The sequence below is a fragment of the Microbacterium zouquanmingi genome (assembly GCF_052266675.1).
Classification (GTDB): Bacteria; Actinomycetota; Actinomycetes; order Actinomycetales; family Microbacteriaceae; genus Microbacterium.
In genome coordinates this window covers 141,458-155,901 of sequence record NZ_JBQPRA010000004.1, presented here as the reverse complement: position 1 = coordinate 155,901, position 14,444 = coordinate 141,458, and the positions used below count along the sequence as shown (strand labels likewise).

13 protein-coding genes and 2 tRNA genes are annotated in these 14,444 nt (G+C 63.9%); 2 read left to right on the top strand and 13 right to left on the bottom strand.

The genetic code is table 11. The features are described from left to right. The first annotated feature begins 36 nt into the window (after positions 1-36). Positions 37-2,088, top strand: a complete 2,052-nt coding sequence (locus tag ACTU6V_RS11305) for a M3 family metallopeptidase (RefSeq protein WP_443475634.1) — start codon at positions 37-39, stop codon at positions 2,086-2,088. 6 nt (positions 2,089-2,094) lie between these two features. Here ACTU6V_RS11305 and ACTU6V_RS11300 read toward each other — a convergent pair whose 3' ends face one another. The 13 genes from ACTU6V_RS11300 to ACTU6V_RS11240 all read right to left on the bottom strand — a co-directional run bounded on the left by ACTU6V_RS11300 (position 2,095) and on the right by ACTU6V_RS11240 (position 14,064). Further along, positions 2,095-2,319, bottom strand: a complete 225-nt coding sequence (locus ACTU6V_RS11300) for a ferredoxin (protein ID WP_443469381.1) — start codon at positions 2,317-2,319, stop codon at positions 2,095-2,097. A gap of 12 nt (positions 2,320-2,331) precedes the next feature. Continuing rightward, positions 2,332-3,375 carry a fatty acid desaturase family protein gene (locus tag ACTU6V_RS11295; RefSeq protein WP_443469382.1) on the bottom strand — a complete coding sequence of 348 codons (1,044 nt, stop codon included), beginning with the start codon at positions 3,373-3,375 and terminating at the stop codon, positions 2,332-2,334. Between the two features lie 63 nt (positions 3,376-3,438). Beyond that, complete coding sequence (locus ACTU6V_RS11290) at positions 3,439-4,569, bottom strand: epoxide hydrolase family protein (RefSeq protein WP_443469383.1); 1,131 nt, start codon at positions 4,567-4,569, stop codon at positions 3,439-3,441. 82 nt (positions 4,570-4,651) lie between these two features. Continuing rightward, positions 4,652-5,920, bottom strand: coding sequence for an ATP-dependent Clp protease ATP-binding subunit ClpX (gene clpX, locus ACTU6V_RS11285; protein ID WP_443469384.1), 1,269 nt, complete (start codon positions 5,918-5,920; stop codon positions 4,652-4,654). Positions 5,921-6,062: 142 nt separating this feature from the next. Next, on the bottom strand, positions 6,063-6,914 hold the full coding sequence (locus ACTU6V_RS11280) for an aldehyde dehydrogenase family protein (RefSeq protein ID WP_443469385.1): 852 nt from the start codon (positions 6,912-6,914) through the stop codon (positions 6,063-6,065). Then, positions 6,911-8,353, bottom strand: a complete 1,443-nt coding sequence (locus ACTU6V_RS11275; protein ID WP_443475633.1) for an aldehyde dehydrogenase family protein — start codon at positions 8,351-8,353, stop codon at positions 6,911-6,913. Before ACTU6V_RS11275 ends, ACTU6V_RS11280 begins: the two co-directional genes overlap by 4 nt. 64 nt (positions 8,354-8,417) lie before the next feature. Continuing rightward, on the bottom strand, positions 8,418-9,419 hold the full coding sequence (gene deoC / locus ACTU6V_RS11270) for a deoxyribose-phosphate aldolase (RefSeq protein WP_443469387.1): 1,002 nt from the start codon (positions 9,417-9,419) through the stop codon (positions 8,418-8,420). After that, a complete protein-coding gene (locus ACTU6V_RS11265) occupies positions 9,416-10,351 on the bottom strand; it encodes a sugar-binding transcriptional regulator (protein ID WP_443469388.1) in 936 nt (311 codons plus the stop codon). Before ACTU6V_RS11265 ends, deoC begins: the two co-directional genes overlap by 4 nt. A 203-nt stretch (positions 10,352-10,554) precedes the next feature. Continuing rightward, positions 10,555-11,196: an ATP-dependent Clp protease proteolytic subunit gene (locus ACTU6V_RS11260; RefSeq protein WP_443469389.1), complete on the bottom strand. Its 642-nt coding sequence runs from the start codon at positions 11,194-11,196 to the stop codon at positions 10,555-10,557. A 19-nt stretch (positions 11,197-11,215) separates the two neighbouring features. After that, positions 11,216-11,866, bottom strand: coding sequence for an ATP-dependent Clp protease proteolytic subunit (locus ACTU6V_RS11255; RefSeq protein ID WP_443469500.1), 651 nt, complete (start codon positions 11,864-11,866; stop codon positions 11,216-11,218). A gap of 21 nt (positions 11,867-11,887) precedes the next feature. Next, a complete protein-coding gene (locus tag ACTU6V_RS11250; RefSeq protein ID WP_443469390.1) occupies positions 11,888-12,370 on the bottom strand; it encodes a tetratricopeptide repeat protein in 483 nt (160 codons plus the stop codon). Between the two features lie 68 nt (positions 12,371-12,438). Continuing rightward, a complete protein-coding gene (tig, locus tag ACTU6V_RS11245) occupies positions 12,439-13,929 on the bottom strand; it encodes a trigger factor (protein WP_443475632.1) in 1,491 nt (496 codons plus the stop codon). Positions 13,930-13,987: 58 nt separating this feature from the next. Continuing rightward, positions 13,988-14,064, bottom strand: a tRNA-Pro gene (locus tag ACTU6V_RS11240). 124 nt (positions 14,065-14,188) lie between these two features. Here ACTU6V_RS11240 and ACTU6V_RS11235 point away from each other — a divergent pair. Continuing rightward, positions 14,189-14,259, top strand: a tRNA-Gly gene (locus tag ACTU6V_RS11235). The last annotated feature ends 185 nt before the right edge of the window (positions 14,260-14,444 follow it).

Genomic DNA, 14,444 nt, shown 5'->3' with positions numbered 1-14,444 from the left:
GTGTTTCTTTGCTTTCGTTCGCATTAGGCTCGTGGAATGACCGATGCCGCGAATCCGCTCCTCACGCCGTCCGCTCTCCCCTACGCGCTTCCGGACTACGCTGCGATCCGCCCAGAGCACTACCTGCCGGCGTTTCTTGTCGCGTTCGATGAGCACGTCAAGGAGATCGCAGCGATCACGCGCGTGCGATCCATGCCGACGTTCGAGAACACGATGGTGCCGCTGGAGCAGGCCGGCGCCATGCTCGATCGCGTCGCGCACGCCTTCTACACCGTGAGCTCAGCGGATGCGACCACAGAGATCCAGCAGATCGATGAAGATCTCGCGCCCCTCATGGCGGCACACGAAGACGCCATCCGCCTCGACGCTCAGCTGTACTGGCGTGTGAAGACCCTGCACGAGCAGATCGACCAGCTCGAACTCGATACCGAGAGCCGCTACCTGTTGGTCAGGCATTTCCGTGAGATGACGCACGCAGGCGCGGCGCTCGACGATACGGCGAAGTCGACGCTCACCGCCTTGAACCAGAAGCTCTCCACGCTCACGACGGCATTCGAGAAGAACCTCCTCGCCGACACCAACGATCTCGCGGTCTTCTTCGAGACGGCCGAAGAACTCGACGGACTCACCGACGGTGAGCTCTCCGCTGCCACGCGCGCGGCAACCGACCGCGGCCACGAGAGCGGCTTTCTCATCACGCTGCCGCTGTTCACGGGGCATCCGTATCTGTCCTCGCTGACGAGTCGCGAGAGTCGGCGGCAGATCATGGCGGCGTCGCGCTCGCGCGCGCTCCGCGGCAACGCCAACGATAACCGCGGTGTGCTGACCGAGATCGTCGCGCTGCGCGCGGAGCGGGCAGCCCTGCTCGGTTACGCATCACACGCCGCCTATGTCACCGCGGATGAGACGGCGGGAACCCCGGAGGCCGTCTCAGAGCTTCTCCACCAGCTCGCTCCAGCCGCAGCATCCAACGCGCGCGCAGAACAGGCGGCTCTGCAGACGATCATCGACGAGACCGAGACAGAGCCGTTCGCCCTTGAGGCGCATGACTGGGCGTTCTACACCGAGAAGGTGCGTGCCGCGAAGTACGACATCGACACGGCCGTACTCCGGCCGTGGTTCGAAGCCGAGCGGGTCCTGCAGGACGGCGTCTTCTACGCGGCGACACAGCTGTACGGCCTGACATTCCGCGAGCGTGACGACCTCGTCGCCTATCACCCCGGCGCTCGCGTGTTCGAGGTGTTCAACCCTGGCGGTTCAGCACTCGGCCTGTACGTGCTCGATCTGTATACGCGCGACACGAAACGCGGCGGCGCATGGATGAACCCGATCGTCAGCCAATCCGCGCTGCGCGGCACAGCTCCCGTGGTCGTCAACAATCTCAATGTGGCACAGCCGGGAGACGGTCAGCCGACGCTGCTGACGCTCGATGAAGTCACGACGCTGTTCCACGAGTTCGGCCATGCCCTGCACGGCTTGTTCGCGACGGTGAACTACCCGCACTTCGCGGGCACGAACGTGTTCCGTGACTTCGTGGAGTTCCCCAGCCAGGTCAACGAGATGTGGATTCTCTGGCCAGAGGTGCTGGACAACTACGCGCGGCACTATGAGACCGATGAACCGTTGGATGCGGCGATCGTCGAGCGACTGCGTGCGACAGAGACCTTCAATCAGGGTCATGACACGAGCGAATACCTCGCAGCCGCCTGGCTCGATCAGGCGTGGCACCGGCTCGGAGACTCTGACTCGGTGGCCGACGTCGCCGAGTTCGAAGCAGCGGCACTCGCCGAGATCGGACTGGACAACCCCGTGGTGCCGACCCGCTACTCCTCCACCTACTACGCGCACGTCTTCTCCGGCGGATACAGTGCCGGCTACTACTCGTACATCTGGAGCGAGGTGCTCGACGCCGACACCGTGAAGTGGTTCCGCGAGAACGGCGGCCTCACCCGCGAGAACGGCGACCGCTTCCGCGCACGGCTGCTCGCCGTGGGCGGATCGAAGGACCCCCTCGAGGCGTACCGCGACTTCCGCGGTCGCGACGCGGAGATCGCTCCGCTGCTGAAACGCCGCGGGCTGGGAGGGTGACGGCGATCACGGCGTGGTCTGCTGCCCGTCCGCGTCATCCTCGGTGTGAATGGTCGCCGATGGGCACAGGTCTTCGGCTTCGCGCACCGCGCCCCACTCGGATTCCGGCGGACTCGCATTGAGAACGCTCACGAACCCACCATCTTCCTCCCGGTTGGCGAACACCCGCGGTGCTGTCCGGCTGCAGTTGCCGGATGCGATGCAGGTGGTGGGGTTCACAGTGACCTTCATGTCTCTCCGATCTCATCCTCGGTATTCGCGGACCAAGGGACAGGTGTATGGGTCTCGGTTCTTCAGTCCGACCTGATTCAGATAGGCGAGGATCGTCCGAAACGCCTCGCCGAGAGTTGTCTCGGCGTAGGGGATGTCGTAGGCGGCGCAGTGCTCACGAACCACCTTCTGCACCATCGGCAGATTGGGACGCGGGCACATCGGGAACAGATGATGCTCCACCTGGTACTCCAGCCCGCCCATGAAGAAGTGCACGAAGACTCCGCCGCGCACGTTACGCGACATCCGCACCTGTCGACGCAGGAAGTCGATGTCCGCGTCATGCGGGACGGTCGGCATCCCGATGTGGTTCGGCGAGAACGCGCCACCGAGCAGGAAGCCGAATACAGCAACCTGCACCAGAACGAACACCGTCGCGATGAGCGGTGGAAGCACGACGAAGAGGAAGACGAGGAATCCGATGATGCGGATACCGACGAACAGAATCTCCGACCAGCGATGCGTCACTCCCTTGCCGAACAGGATGGTCCTGATCGAGTCGATGTGCAGTGAGAAGCCCTCGAACAACAGCAGCGGCAGAAAGTAGTATCCCTGATACTTCGCGAGCGTCGCGGCGATCCCCTCGCGCGCATCGGTGCCTTCCGGCGTGAACGACAACACTCCGGGTGCGGCGTCAGGATCCTCCCGCTCCTTGTTGGGGTTCGCATGATGGCGACCGTGCTTGTCGATCCACCAACCGAAGCTGAGCCCGACGAACAGACCCGCGAGCACACGCCCCGTCCACTCGTTCCACCCTTGCGAGGCGAACATCTGCTGGTGGGCAGCCTCATGCCCGAGAAAGCCGAGCTGCGCCATCGCGACGCCGAACAGCACCGCCAGGACCAGCTGCCACCAGCTGTCCCCCAGCAGCACCACCCCAATGAGAATCACCACGACGACCAACGTCCAGAAGATCATCATCGTCCAGTAATAGCGGTATCGTCTGCGCATCAGATTGGCGGCGTTGACCTCGGCCGTCAGCTGGTGGAAAGCCTCCACGTACCGTTCACCCTGCATGTGCCGATGTTAATCATCAGCGGGAACTCCGGCTACCCCTTCGTCCCGCTCAGGTCCGGGATGCTATGCGCTCGCGCCGGACTCCCGCGCCGTGAGGAGTCCGAGGTCTCGCGCGAAGGCCCGCATCCGAGTCGCGATTTCCTGCGGCACTTCGGCGGCGGTGAAGTGCCCGCCCTCGCGCAGACGATCGAAAGTACGAAGGTCGCGGTAGAAGGCGCGAGCGACACTCTCGGGGTAGTCATGCTCGTGCCGCTGGATAGCAACTGCGGCCGGTACTGCGACCGGCGGTATCCGCTCGTCCTCACCAGTATCGAAGTATCGCCGGAACGATGTCGCGATGCTCCCCGTCGCCCAGTAGATCGTCGCCTCGGTCAGTATCCGCTCGCGGGAGATGCGATCCTCCACGAGCTCCGGCTGCGCCGTCGGCGTGTCACTCCACTCGACGAGCTTCTCTGCGAGCCAGGCGAGAAGGCCTGCCGGCGAGTCGTTGAGCGCAGCAGCCAGCGTGTCGGGCCGTGTGCCCTGCACGTGGCCGTACGCGCCGTCAAGTTCGCCACTCGCGACGAGTCGCTCGAAGAACGCCCGCGCTTCGGGGTCGGTCACCGCTGCGCGCTCTTCATCTGTGCCGAAGTGTGAATGCGTCGCGAGAATCCCCCGTACATGCGCGGGATACGTCGCGGCGATCAAGTCGCTGACGTTCGCCGAGATGTCCTCTCCGTAGGTGAGATAGTGCTCGTAGCCCAATACATCGGTCATCAGCGTGTGCATCAAGCGAGCCATCACGCTCTCGGTCATGGTGCCGTCGTACGGCTCGGAGAACGCGAATCCGGGCATGCTCGGCATCACCACGTGGAAGTCCGGCAGCAGCTCCGCGAGCTCGAGTTGCAGCGCGAACGTGTGCGGCCATCCGTGCATGAGCAGCAGGGCCGGCGCACCCTCGTACTCGGACCGCATGTGGACGAAGTGGATGCTGGTGCCGCCGACATCAGCGATGAACTGCGGATGAGAGTTCAGCCAATCCTCGCGAGCACGCCAATCGAATGCAGTCCACGCGTCGACGAGTTCGCGCAGATACGACGCGGACATGCCGGATTCAGGGCGACGAGGCGAGTCTGGGAGCAGCCGCGCGCGGCTGAGACGTGCACCCAGGTCCTCGAGGACCTCCTCCGGTACCGAGATCTGAAACGGTCGCATGCCGCAACGCTACTCCGGGGCTCGGACATCGCGTCTCGCTCGCCGTGACGATCCAGGCCGCAGGCGCTGTTCCCTCTGCCGTTCAGGCACTCTTGCGCTTGCGCTCCATCACGACGGTGGGCGGAGCGCCCTCCTCGACCGATGCACGGGTCACGATGACCTTCTTCACGTCCTCTGCCGACGGGATCTCGAACATGATCGGTCCGAGCACGTCCTCGAGGATCGCACGCAGTCCACGCGCGCCGGTCTTGCGCAATACGGCGAGATCGGCGATCGAGCGCAACGCATCTTCTTCGAAGTCGAGTTCGACACCGTCGAGCTCGAACATCCGCTGGTACTGCTTGACCAGTGCGTTGCGGGGCCCGGTCAGGATGTCGATCAGTGCGTCTTGGTCGAGTGGAGTCACCGAGGCCACCACGGGGAGTCGCCCGATGAACTCGGGGATCAGACCGAACTTGTGCAGGTCTTCCGGAAGCACCTCGCTGAACAGATCGAGGTCCTTCGTCTTGTCATGCAGAGGGGCACCGAATCCGACGCCGTGCTTTCCAACGCGCGAAGAGACGATGTCTTCGAGCCCAGCGAAAGCACCGGCAACGATGAACAGGACGTTGGTCGTGTCGATCTGCAGGAACTCCTGGTGCGGGTGCTTGCGACCGCCCTGCGGCGGCACTGCAGCCACGGTTCCCTCGATGATCTTCAGCAGCGCCTGCTGCACGCCTTCACCGGAGACATCGCGAGTGATCGACGGATTCTCGGACTTGCGAGCGATCTTATCGATCTCATCGATGTAGATGATGCCCTGCTCAGCGCGCTTGACGTCGTAGTCGGCGGCCTGGATGAGCTTGAGGAGAATGTTCTCGACGTCTTCTCCGACGTAGCCGGCTTCAGTGAGCGCCGTAGCATCCGCCACCGCGAACGGAACGTTCAGACGCTTCGCGAGCGTCTGCGCCAAGTAGGTCTTTCCGCAACCGGTCGGACCGATCATCAAGATGTTGCTCTTGGCGATCTCAACCTCATCAGCCTTCTGCTCAGCGAGCTGAAGGGTGCCGTGCGCGCGAATGCGCTTGTAGTGGTTGTACACGGCCACAGAGAGCGAGCGCTTGGCCTGCTCCTGGCCGACGACGTATTCCTCAAGGAACGAGTAGATCTCGCGCGGCTTGGGAAGTTCGAAGTCCGCAACGCCTTCAGCGGAGGACTCTGCCATGCGCTCTTCGATGATCTCGTTGCACAGCTCGACGCACTCGTCGCAGATGTACACGCCGGGGCCAGCGATCAGCTGCTGCACCTGCTTCTGGCTCTTTCCGCAGAACGAGCATTTGAACAGGTCAGCGCTTTCACCGATTCTGGCCATGCGCATCCTCCTTGGTGGGAACCTGAGATCCTGCTCAAAAGCCTAACCGCTCCCTCAGACACTGAGCCGCATTGGCGCGGTTAACCAGACGGATGCTCCCACCGACGAGATGTCGCGGTGGGAGCATGCGTGATCGGGCTACTCAGATCATGCTCTTCGTATGCCACACCGTCTTCGTCTCAGTGAACGCGCCGATCCGCTCGGGCGAAGCGGTCACATCTCCCGGAGCCAGCACGCGCTTGAGCGTGTCTGCCGCAGCGATCTGCAGGTCGATCCACTCCAGTGCGCCTGCGCCAGCGAGGTCGAGTGCGTTGACATCGGCGTGCGAAGCGAGCCACGGAGCGATCTCAGCCGGCGAGCCGGTGAGAATGTTCACCACTCCTCCTGGCACGTCGCTCGTCGCGATCACCTCGGCGAGGCTGATCGCCGACAGCGGATGCTTCTCACTCGCCACGACGACCACAGCGTTCCCCGCAACCAGGGCGGGCGCTATGACCGATACAAGTCCGAGCAGAGCGGAGTCCTGCGGTGCGATGATCGCAACCACGCCGGTGGGCTCGGGCACGGAGATGTTGAAGTAAGGCCCGGACACCGGGTTCGCGTTCCCGGCGACCTGCGCATACTTGTCGCACCATCCGGCGTACCAGACCCATAGGTCGATCGCTTCGTCGACCTGTGCGCCGGCGGTTGCCGCCGACACGCCCTCTTGCGCGACGATCTCATCGATGAACTGCGCCCGGCGCCCCTCGAGCACCTCCGCCACCCGGTAGAGCACCTGCCCGCGGTTGTATGCGGTCGCACCGGACCAGCCCTTCACCGCTGCCCGCGCCGCCACCACGGCATCCCGAGCATCCTTGCGGGAACCCTTCGCGGCGTTCGCGAGGAAAGCGCCCTTCGCAGAGAGAACCTCATAGGTGCGCCCGGACTCGCTGCGTGGGAACTTGCCGCCGATCGCGAGTTTGTAGGTCTTCGGCACTGTCAGACGCTTGCTCATGCTGAGGCTCCCTTGAGGTATGCGGTGAGACCGTGACGGCCACCCTCGCGGCCGTATCCGGACTCCTTGTAGCCGCCGAACGGGCTGGCCGGGTCGAAGCGGTTGAATGTGTTCGCCCAGATCACACCGGCACGAAGGCGGTCTGCGACGGCAAGGATGCGAGATCCCTTGTCGGTCCAGACACCGGCTGACAATCCGTACGGCGTGTTATTCGCCTTGGCGATCGCCTCGGCAGGCGTGCGGAAGGTGAGCACGGACAGCACAGGCCCGAAGACCTCGTCGCGAGCGATCCGGTGGGATGCTTCCACCCCCGTGAAGATCGTCGGCGCGAACCAGAAGCCCTTCTCAGGAATCGCGCAGTCGGCGGTCCAGCGCTCAGCGCCCTCTGCCTCGCCGATATCGCTGAGCTCGCGGATGCGCGCGAGCTGCGCGGCAGAGTTGATCGCCCCGATATCGGTGTTCTTGTCGAGCGGGTTGCCCAGGCGAAGCGTCGACAGACGCGTCTTCAACCGGTCAATGACCTCGTCATGGATCGACTCCTGGACGAGCAGCCGGCTGCCGGAACAGCACACATGCCCCTGGTTGAAGAAGATGCCGTTGACGATTCCTTCAATGGCCTGCTCGATCGGAGCATCGTCGAACACGATGTTCGCGGCCTTTCCGCCGAGCTCAAGCGTGACCTTCTTGTTCGTCCCCGCGACCGCCTTCGCGATGTCGCGGCCGACGCCGGTCGAGCCGGTGAAAGCAACCTTGTCGACCTGCGGGTGGCGAACAAGCGTCGCCCCGGTCGCACCGGCGCCGGTCACGATGTTCACGACACCGGCAGGCAGATCCGCCTGCTGCAGAATCTCTGCGAAGATCAGCGCGGTGAGCGGCGTGGTCTCTGCGGGCTTGAGCACCACCGTGTTGCCTGCTGCGAGAGCAGGGGCGATTTTCCATGCCAGCATGAGCAGCGGGAAGTTCCAAGGGATGATCTGTCCCGCGACGCCGTGCGCACGGGGGTTCGCACCGAGGCCTGCGTAATCGAGCTTGTCTGCCCAGCCTGCGTAGTAGAAGAACCAGGATGCGACGAGCGGCACATCCACGTCGCGGCTCTCCTTGATCGGCTTGCCGTTGTCGAGGCTCTCGGCAACGGCAAGCTCGCGAGCACGCTCCTGCACGAGGCGCGCAATGCGGAACAGATACTTGCCGCGGTCGCGGCCACTCATCTTCGACCACACCTTGTCGTAGGCGCGGCGAGCCGCCATGACCGCTCGGTCGATGTCCTCATCAGAGGCGCCAGCGATCTCGGCGATGTGTGATTCGTCGGCGGGAGAGATCGTCGTGAAGCTCGGGCCTGACCCATCGACGAACTCACCGTCGATGAACAGTCCGTAGCTGTCACGCAGGTTCAGGGACGCCAGCGATTCAGGCGCCGGAGCATATTCCAGGAATGACATGTTTACCTTTGTCCTTTCGCCGCGAAGCGGCGTCCAACTGGTTGCTGAGCTTGTCGAAGCATCCTCAGTCGATCGTGACGTAGTCGGGGCCGGAGTAGTGCCCGGTCGTGAGCTTCTGACGCTGCAGGAGCACGTCGTTGAGCAGGCTGGATGCCCCGAAGCGGAACAGGTGAGGCTGCAGCCATTCCTCCCCCGCGGTCTCTGCCACGGTAACGACGTACTTGATGGCGTCCTTCGAGGTGCGGATGCCGCCAGCGGGCTTCACACCGATCTTCTCGCCCGTGCTTCGATGCCAGTCGCGCACTGTCTCGAGCATGAGCAGCGTGGTCGGAAGGGTCGCTGCGGGCTGCACCTTGCCGGTGGAGGTCTTGATGAAGTCGCCACCGGCGAGAATCCCCAGCCAGGACGCACGCTTGATGTTGTCGTAAGTGTTCAGCTCACCGGTCTCGAGGATCACCTTGAGCGAGGCGTAAGTGCCGTCTTCGCGACGGCATGCTTCCTTCACCGCCGCGATCTGGTCGAAGACCAGGCCATAGCGACCAGACAGGAACGCGCCACGGTCAATGACCATGTCGATCTCGTCCGCGCCGGCGGCAACAGCCTCAGCGGTGTCGGCGAGCTTGATCGCGAGCGATGCGCGCCCACTCGGGAAGGCCGTCGCGACGGCAGCGACCGAGATCTTTCCATCGTCGGGATCGCCGTGGAGAGAGCCCAACGCATGGACGGCCTCGCCGACCATATCGCCGTACACGCACACAGCCGCGACCAACGGGGTCGAGGGGTCCGCGGCATCCGGCGTCTTCGCCTTGGCAACCAGCGAGCGGACCTTACCGGGGGTGTCTGCACCCTCGAGAGTGGTGAGGTCGATCAGCGAGATGATCTTGTCAATGGCCCAGGCCTTCGACGTGGTCTTGATCGAGCGCGTACCGAGGCCGGCCGCGCGTTGCTCGAGGCCGGTCGCATCTACGCCGGGAAGCCCGTGCAGGAACCTACGAAGCGTTGCATCGTCAGGCTCACCGCCCAGCACATCCACCGCAGTGCGGCGGCTAAGTTCAGTGGTTGTCATCGTTCCTCCAACAATGCTCGGGCTGTGGTCTCATCGGTCACCAGAACGCTGCACAGGCCGCTGGTCACGACTGTACGCGCGATGTCATGCTTTGCGCTTCCTGCGGTCACGAAAATCGCGTGCGCTGCGGTGCGCAATCGATCCAGGCTCACGCCGACGGTGCGTGCGTCGAGTTCAGGATCGACGATGTTTCCGTCTGCATCGACGTAGCGTCCGAGCACGTCGCCGACAGCGCCGCGTCGAGCCAGCTCTTCCACGTCGGCGATCTTCAGATAGCCGTTCTCCACATGCGCGGAGGAGGCATCTGCAGGGCCCGCCGAGTACAAGTACGTCTGAGCTTGGCCGGCCTGCTCGAGGATGCCCGCGACGGTGCGGTCGGATTCGATCGCACGCTTCGTTTCGACGCGTTCGAGAATGGCCGGGCTCGGCAGGAGCGTCGCCTGGCCGCCTGCGCGCTGCGCGATGGTCATCGCGACGTTCGCCGCTCCCCCAGAACGACGACTCAGGCTCACGCCGCCATTGAGCTGGACGACATCGACACCGGTCGCCCATCCCTCCGGCAGCGCATCTGCAACCGCAGTGAGAGTACGGCCCCAGCTCACGGCAAGAGTACGGGGCACAGGCCGCATCGCTGCGAGATGGTCAGCGGCAGCTTGCGCGACGCGATCGAGCACCGCTTCTTCCGCATCCGGAGCGGGGACCACGATCGCGTCTAACAAGCCGAACCGCTCGGTGAGCTCTCGCTCGAGACCGAGCTTGCGCGCGCGAGGATGCACGATCTCAATGCGTACGATGCCGCGTTCACGTGCCTGCGTCAGGAGGCGTCCGACCTTCCAGCGCGAGATCTTCAGGAGCGCACCGATTTCGTCTTGCGTCTTCGCTTCGTCGTAGTAGAGTTCAGCGACTCGCACGGCAAGCACGTCTTCGTTCACGGCGGCCTCCTTTCCTTATCCAGCGTACGCGGGAGCAAACGCTCGCGCACGTGAGTGCTCATATGCGCAGCGGATGCGGACAGCGGTGCACTTTCGCGTGCCACCAACCACCGACGCCCCGTCTTAGCGTCGAGACCTCCCTGTAAATACGTATTTACGAGGGGGTGTCGACGCGAAGACGGGGCGTCAGGAGGAGGGGGTGCTCAGGAACGCTTGCGCGTCGTGAGCACCTGGTCGACGATGCCGTACTCCAGAGCCTGTTGCGCCGAGAGGATGTTGTCCCGATCGATGTCGCGGTTGACCTGCTCCACCGGGCGACCCGTGTGCTGAGCCATGGTCTCTTCGAGCCAGGTGCGCATGCGCAGGATCTCTGCAGCCTGGATCTCGATGTCGGACGCCTGCCCCTGGCCCGCCTCGCCCATGGCGGGCTGGTGGATCAGGATGCGTGCGTTCGGCAGCGCGAGACGCTTGCCCGGCGCACCAGCGGCAAGGAGCACGGATGCCGCAGAAGCGGCCTGTCCGAGAACGACCGTCTGAATGTGCGGCGCGACGTACTGCATCGTGTCGTAGATGGCTGTCATCGCGGTGAAGGAGCCACCAGGCGAGTTGATGTACATCGTGATGTCGCGCTCGGCGTCCTGGCTCTCGAGAACCAGCAACTGTGCCATCACGTCATCGGCAGATGCGTCATCGACCTGGACGCCGAGGAAGATCACACGATCTTCGAACAGCTTGTTGTACGGGTCCTGACGCTTGAAACCGTAGGCCGTGCGCTCTTCGAACTGCGGAAGCACGTACCGGCTGGAAGGCAGATTGCCAGCGGATTGGAAAGTGGGGGTGTACATATTCGTCCTCTCGAATCCGTTACTCAGCCGAGTCCGTGCCGCCGCCGCCGATGACATCGCTGGCGGACTCGCGGATGTGGTCGACGAATCCGTACTCCAGCGCCTCGTCAGCGGTGAACCAACGGTCGCGGTCGCCGTCTGCGTTGATCTGCTCGACCGATTTGCCGGTCTGCGCTGCGGTGATCTCGGCGAGACGCTTCTTCATCGACAGGATGAGCTGCGCCTGGGTCTGGATGTCACTCGACGTGCCACCGAAACCGCCGTGCGGCTGGTGCAGGAGGACGCGGGCGTTAGGCGTGATGTAGCGTTTGCCCTTAGTACCCGCGGTGAGCAGCAGCTGGCCCATGGACGCCGCCATGCCGATGCCGACAGTAACAATGTCGTTCGGGACGAACTGCATGGTGTCGTAGATCGCCATTCCCGCGGTGATGGAACCGCCGGGCGAGTTGATGTAGAGGTAGATGTCCTTCTCAGAGTCCTCTGCGGCAAGAAGAAGGATCTTCGCGCAGATCTCATTGGCGTTCTCGTCACGCACCTCTGACCCCAGCCAGATGATGCGGTCCTTCAGCAGTCTGTCAAAGACGCTGGTCGCGACAAGCGGTTCAGCCATTTCACGCTCCTGTTTCCGTGTTCGGTGATTCGAATCTACCGGCGACGACGCAGCCCTCAGGCCTTGTTCGCCGTCGGCATATCAGGTGTCGCTGTCACCGATCTCCTGCGCGTACGCCGTCACTGAACGTCGGTACTGCGTCAGGTGCGGAGCCAGCGTCTCCAAAGCGATAGCTGCCGCGCGCGCGCTTTCGCCGGCAGACACCAGCGCGAGTGCGTAGAACGCGGATGCTTCGTCGCTGAGCGCTCCGGATCGTTCGCGCTCCTCACGCAGGAGCTTCAGACTTTCGTCGACGTGTCCGAGGTTGCGCAGAGTGCTGGCCAGCTGGATCGTCGCCTGTGCCCGACGCGATTCGTCCAGGCCTGCAGCGAGAGCGCGACGATAGAAGGAGACTGCGGCCAGTTCGGCCCCGGCGGCATCGCGAGCACCCGCCCGCTCGAACAGCGCGACCGCGTCGTCGCTCGGCTTCTCGAGCGCGAGCGCGTCGATCTCTCTGACTCTGTCCTCATCCGACAGCGCATCCTCTTGCCAGAGTGCATCAACGCGGTCCTGCCAGTCGTTCACGGTTCTCCTCACAGACGCGAGAGGGCGGATGCCGAAGCATCCGCCCTCTCGTCAGAATCGCAGTGCTATCACTCGGCCTTGTCGGCCGCCTTCTTGGCGGGAGCCTTCTTGGCGGGAGCCTTCTTCGCAGCAGGCTTCTCCTCGGCGGCCTCGTCAGCCTTCTGGGCCGGAGCCTTCTTCGCGGCGGGCTTCTTCGCGGCGGCCTTCTTGGCCGGCTTCTCGTCAGCCTTCTCGTCGGCGGGAGCGTCGGCCTCTGCAGCGTCGTCCTCTGCAGCATCGTCCTCGACGGAGACCAGGCTCGACAGATCAACGGCCTTTCCGTTGGAGTCGACGACCTTGACCTTGCCGAGTGCGATCGCGAGCGCCTTGTTACGGGCGACTTCGCCGACGAGCGCGGGGAGCTGGTTCGAGGACTGCAGCGCCTCGACGAACTCCTGCGGCGCCATGCCGTACTGCGCGGCCGACTGGATCAGGTACTGGCTCAGCTCTTCCTGCGAGACATGTACGTCAGACTGCTCAGCGATCGTGTCGAGCAGCACCTGCGTGCGGAACTGCTTCTCGCTCGCCTCGGTGACCTCGGCGCGGTGCTCGTCGTCCTCAAGGCGGTTCTCAGACTCGAGGTGGTTGTGCACCTCGTCCTCGATGACCTGCGGCGGAACCGGGATCTCGATCTTCTCGAGAAGCGCCTCGATGAGCTGGTCGCGGGCTGCAGAGCCCTGGGCGAAGACGCCCTGCTCGTTCACGCGCTCAGCCATGCTGTCGCGGAGCTCAGCAATGGTGTCGAACTCGCTGGCGATCTGCGCGAAGTCGTCGTCTGCCTCGGGAAGCTCGCGCTCCTTGACCGACTTGATGCTGACGGAGACCTCTGCCTCTTCGCCCGCGTGGTCGCCACCGACCAGCTTCGAGCGGAAGGTGGTGTCCTCGCCCGCGGTCAGTGACTCGACGGCGTCGTCGATGCCCTCGAGCAGCTCGCCGGAGCCGACCTCGTAGGAGACGCCCTCGGCGCGGTCGATCTCTGCACCGTCGATCGCTGCGACGAGGTCGAGCTCGACGAAGTCGCCCTTGACTGCAGGGCGGTCGACGGGGATCAGGGTGCCGAAGCGGGCGCGCAGGTTGTCGAGCTCGGCATCCAGCGCGGCATCGTCTGCCTCGACCGCGTCGACTGTCAGGGTGATGTCGGAGAGCGCCGGGATCTCGATCTCGGGACGGACGTCGACCTCGACCTCGACGAGCAGGTCGCCGGAGAAGTCCTTCTCGTTCGGCCACTGCGTGATGTCGGCAGACGGGCGGCCCACGACGCGGAGCTTGTGCTCGTTGGCAGCTTCACGGAAGAACTTGTCGAGCGCCTCGTTGACGGCGTGCTCGATGACGGCACCGCGACCGAGACGCTGGTCGATGATCGGAGCCGGGACCTTGCCCTTGCGGAAACCGGGGATCTGCACGTCCTGCGCGATGTGCTCGTACGCGTGCTTGATGGAGGGCCCCAGGTCTTCCGGGGTGACCGTGATCGTGAGCTTCGCCCGGGTCGGGGTCAGCTTCTCAACGGTGCTGTTCGCCATGCTTGTGGTTCTCCTTTGGGTTTCCGCGCAACCGGCGCGGCCTGAGGTTCGGGGGCCGTGGTCGGGGCGACAGGATTTGAACCTGCGACTTCCCGCTCCCAAAGCGGGCGCTCTACCAAGCTGAGCTACGCCCCGTTTAAACCCCGCACAGGCGGGAACGGCCTCCACGAGTCTAACGGACGAGAACAGCCGAAACGTCCGCTATGATCGATAAGTCCGGTTCGCGCCGGAATCGGTCTCTGAGCCACGCTCAGTTTCCGGGGCTGTAGCTTAGTGGTAAAGCCTCTGTCTTCCAAACAGATGATGCGAGTTCGATTCTCGTCAGCCCCTCAAATGTGACAACAGTTTTGACAGCATACGCACCAAAAAGCCCCTCTCGTGGTTATCCACGGAGGGGCTTTTTAGTTGGTGGCGGAGGTCAGTCCGAGAAGCGTGAACCTGCCGCTCGACGCTGCTCTCGCTGCGCATCTCACTACCTCGATCGGAACGTCGTCTTCGCGTGCGCGCGTGGTATC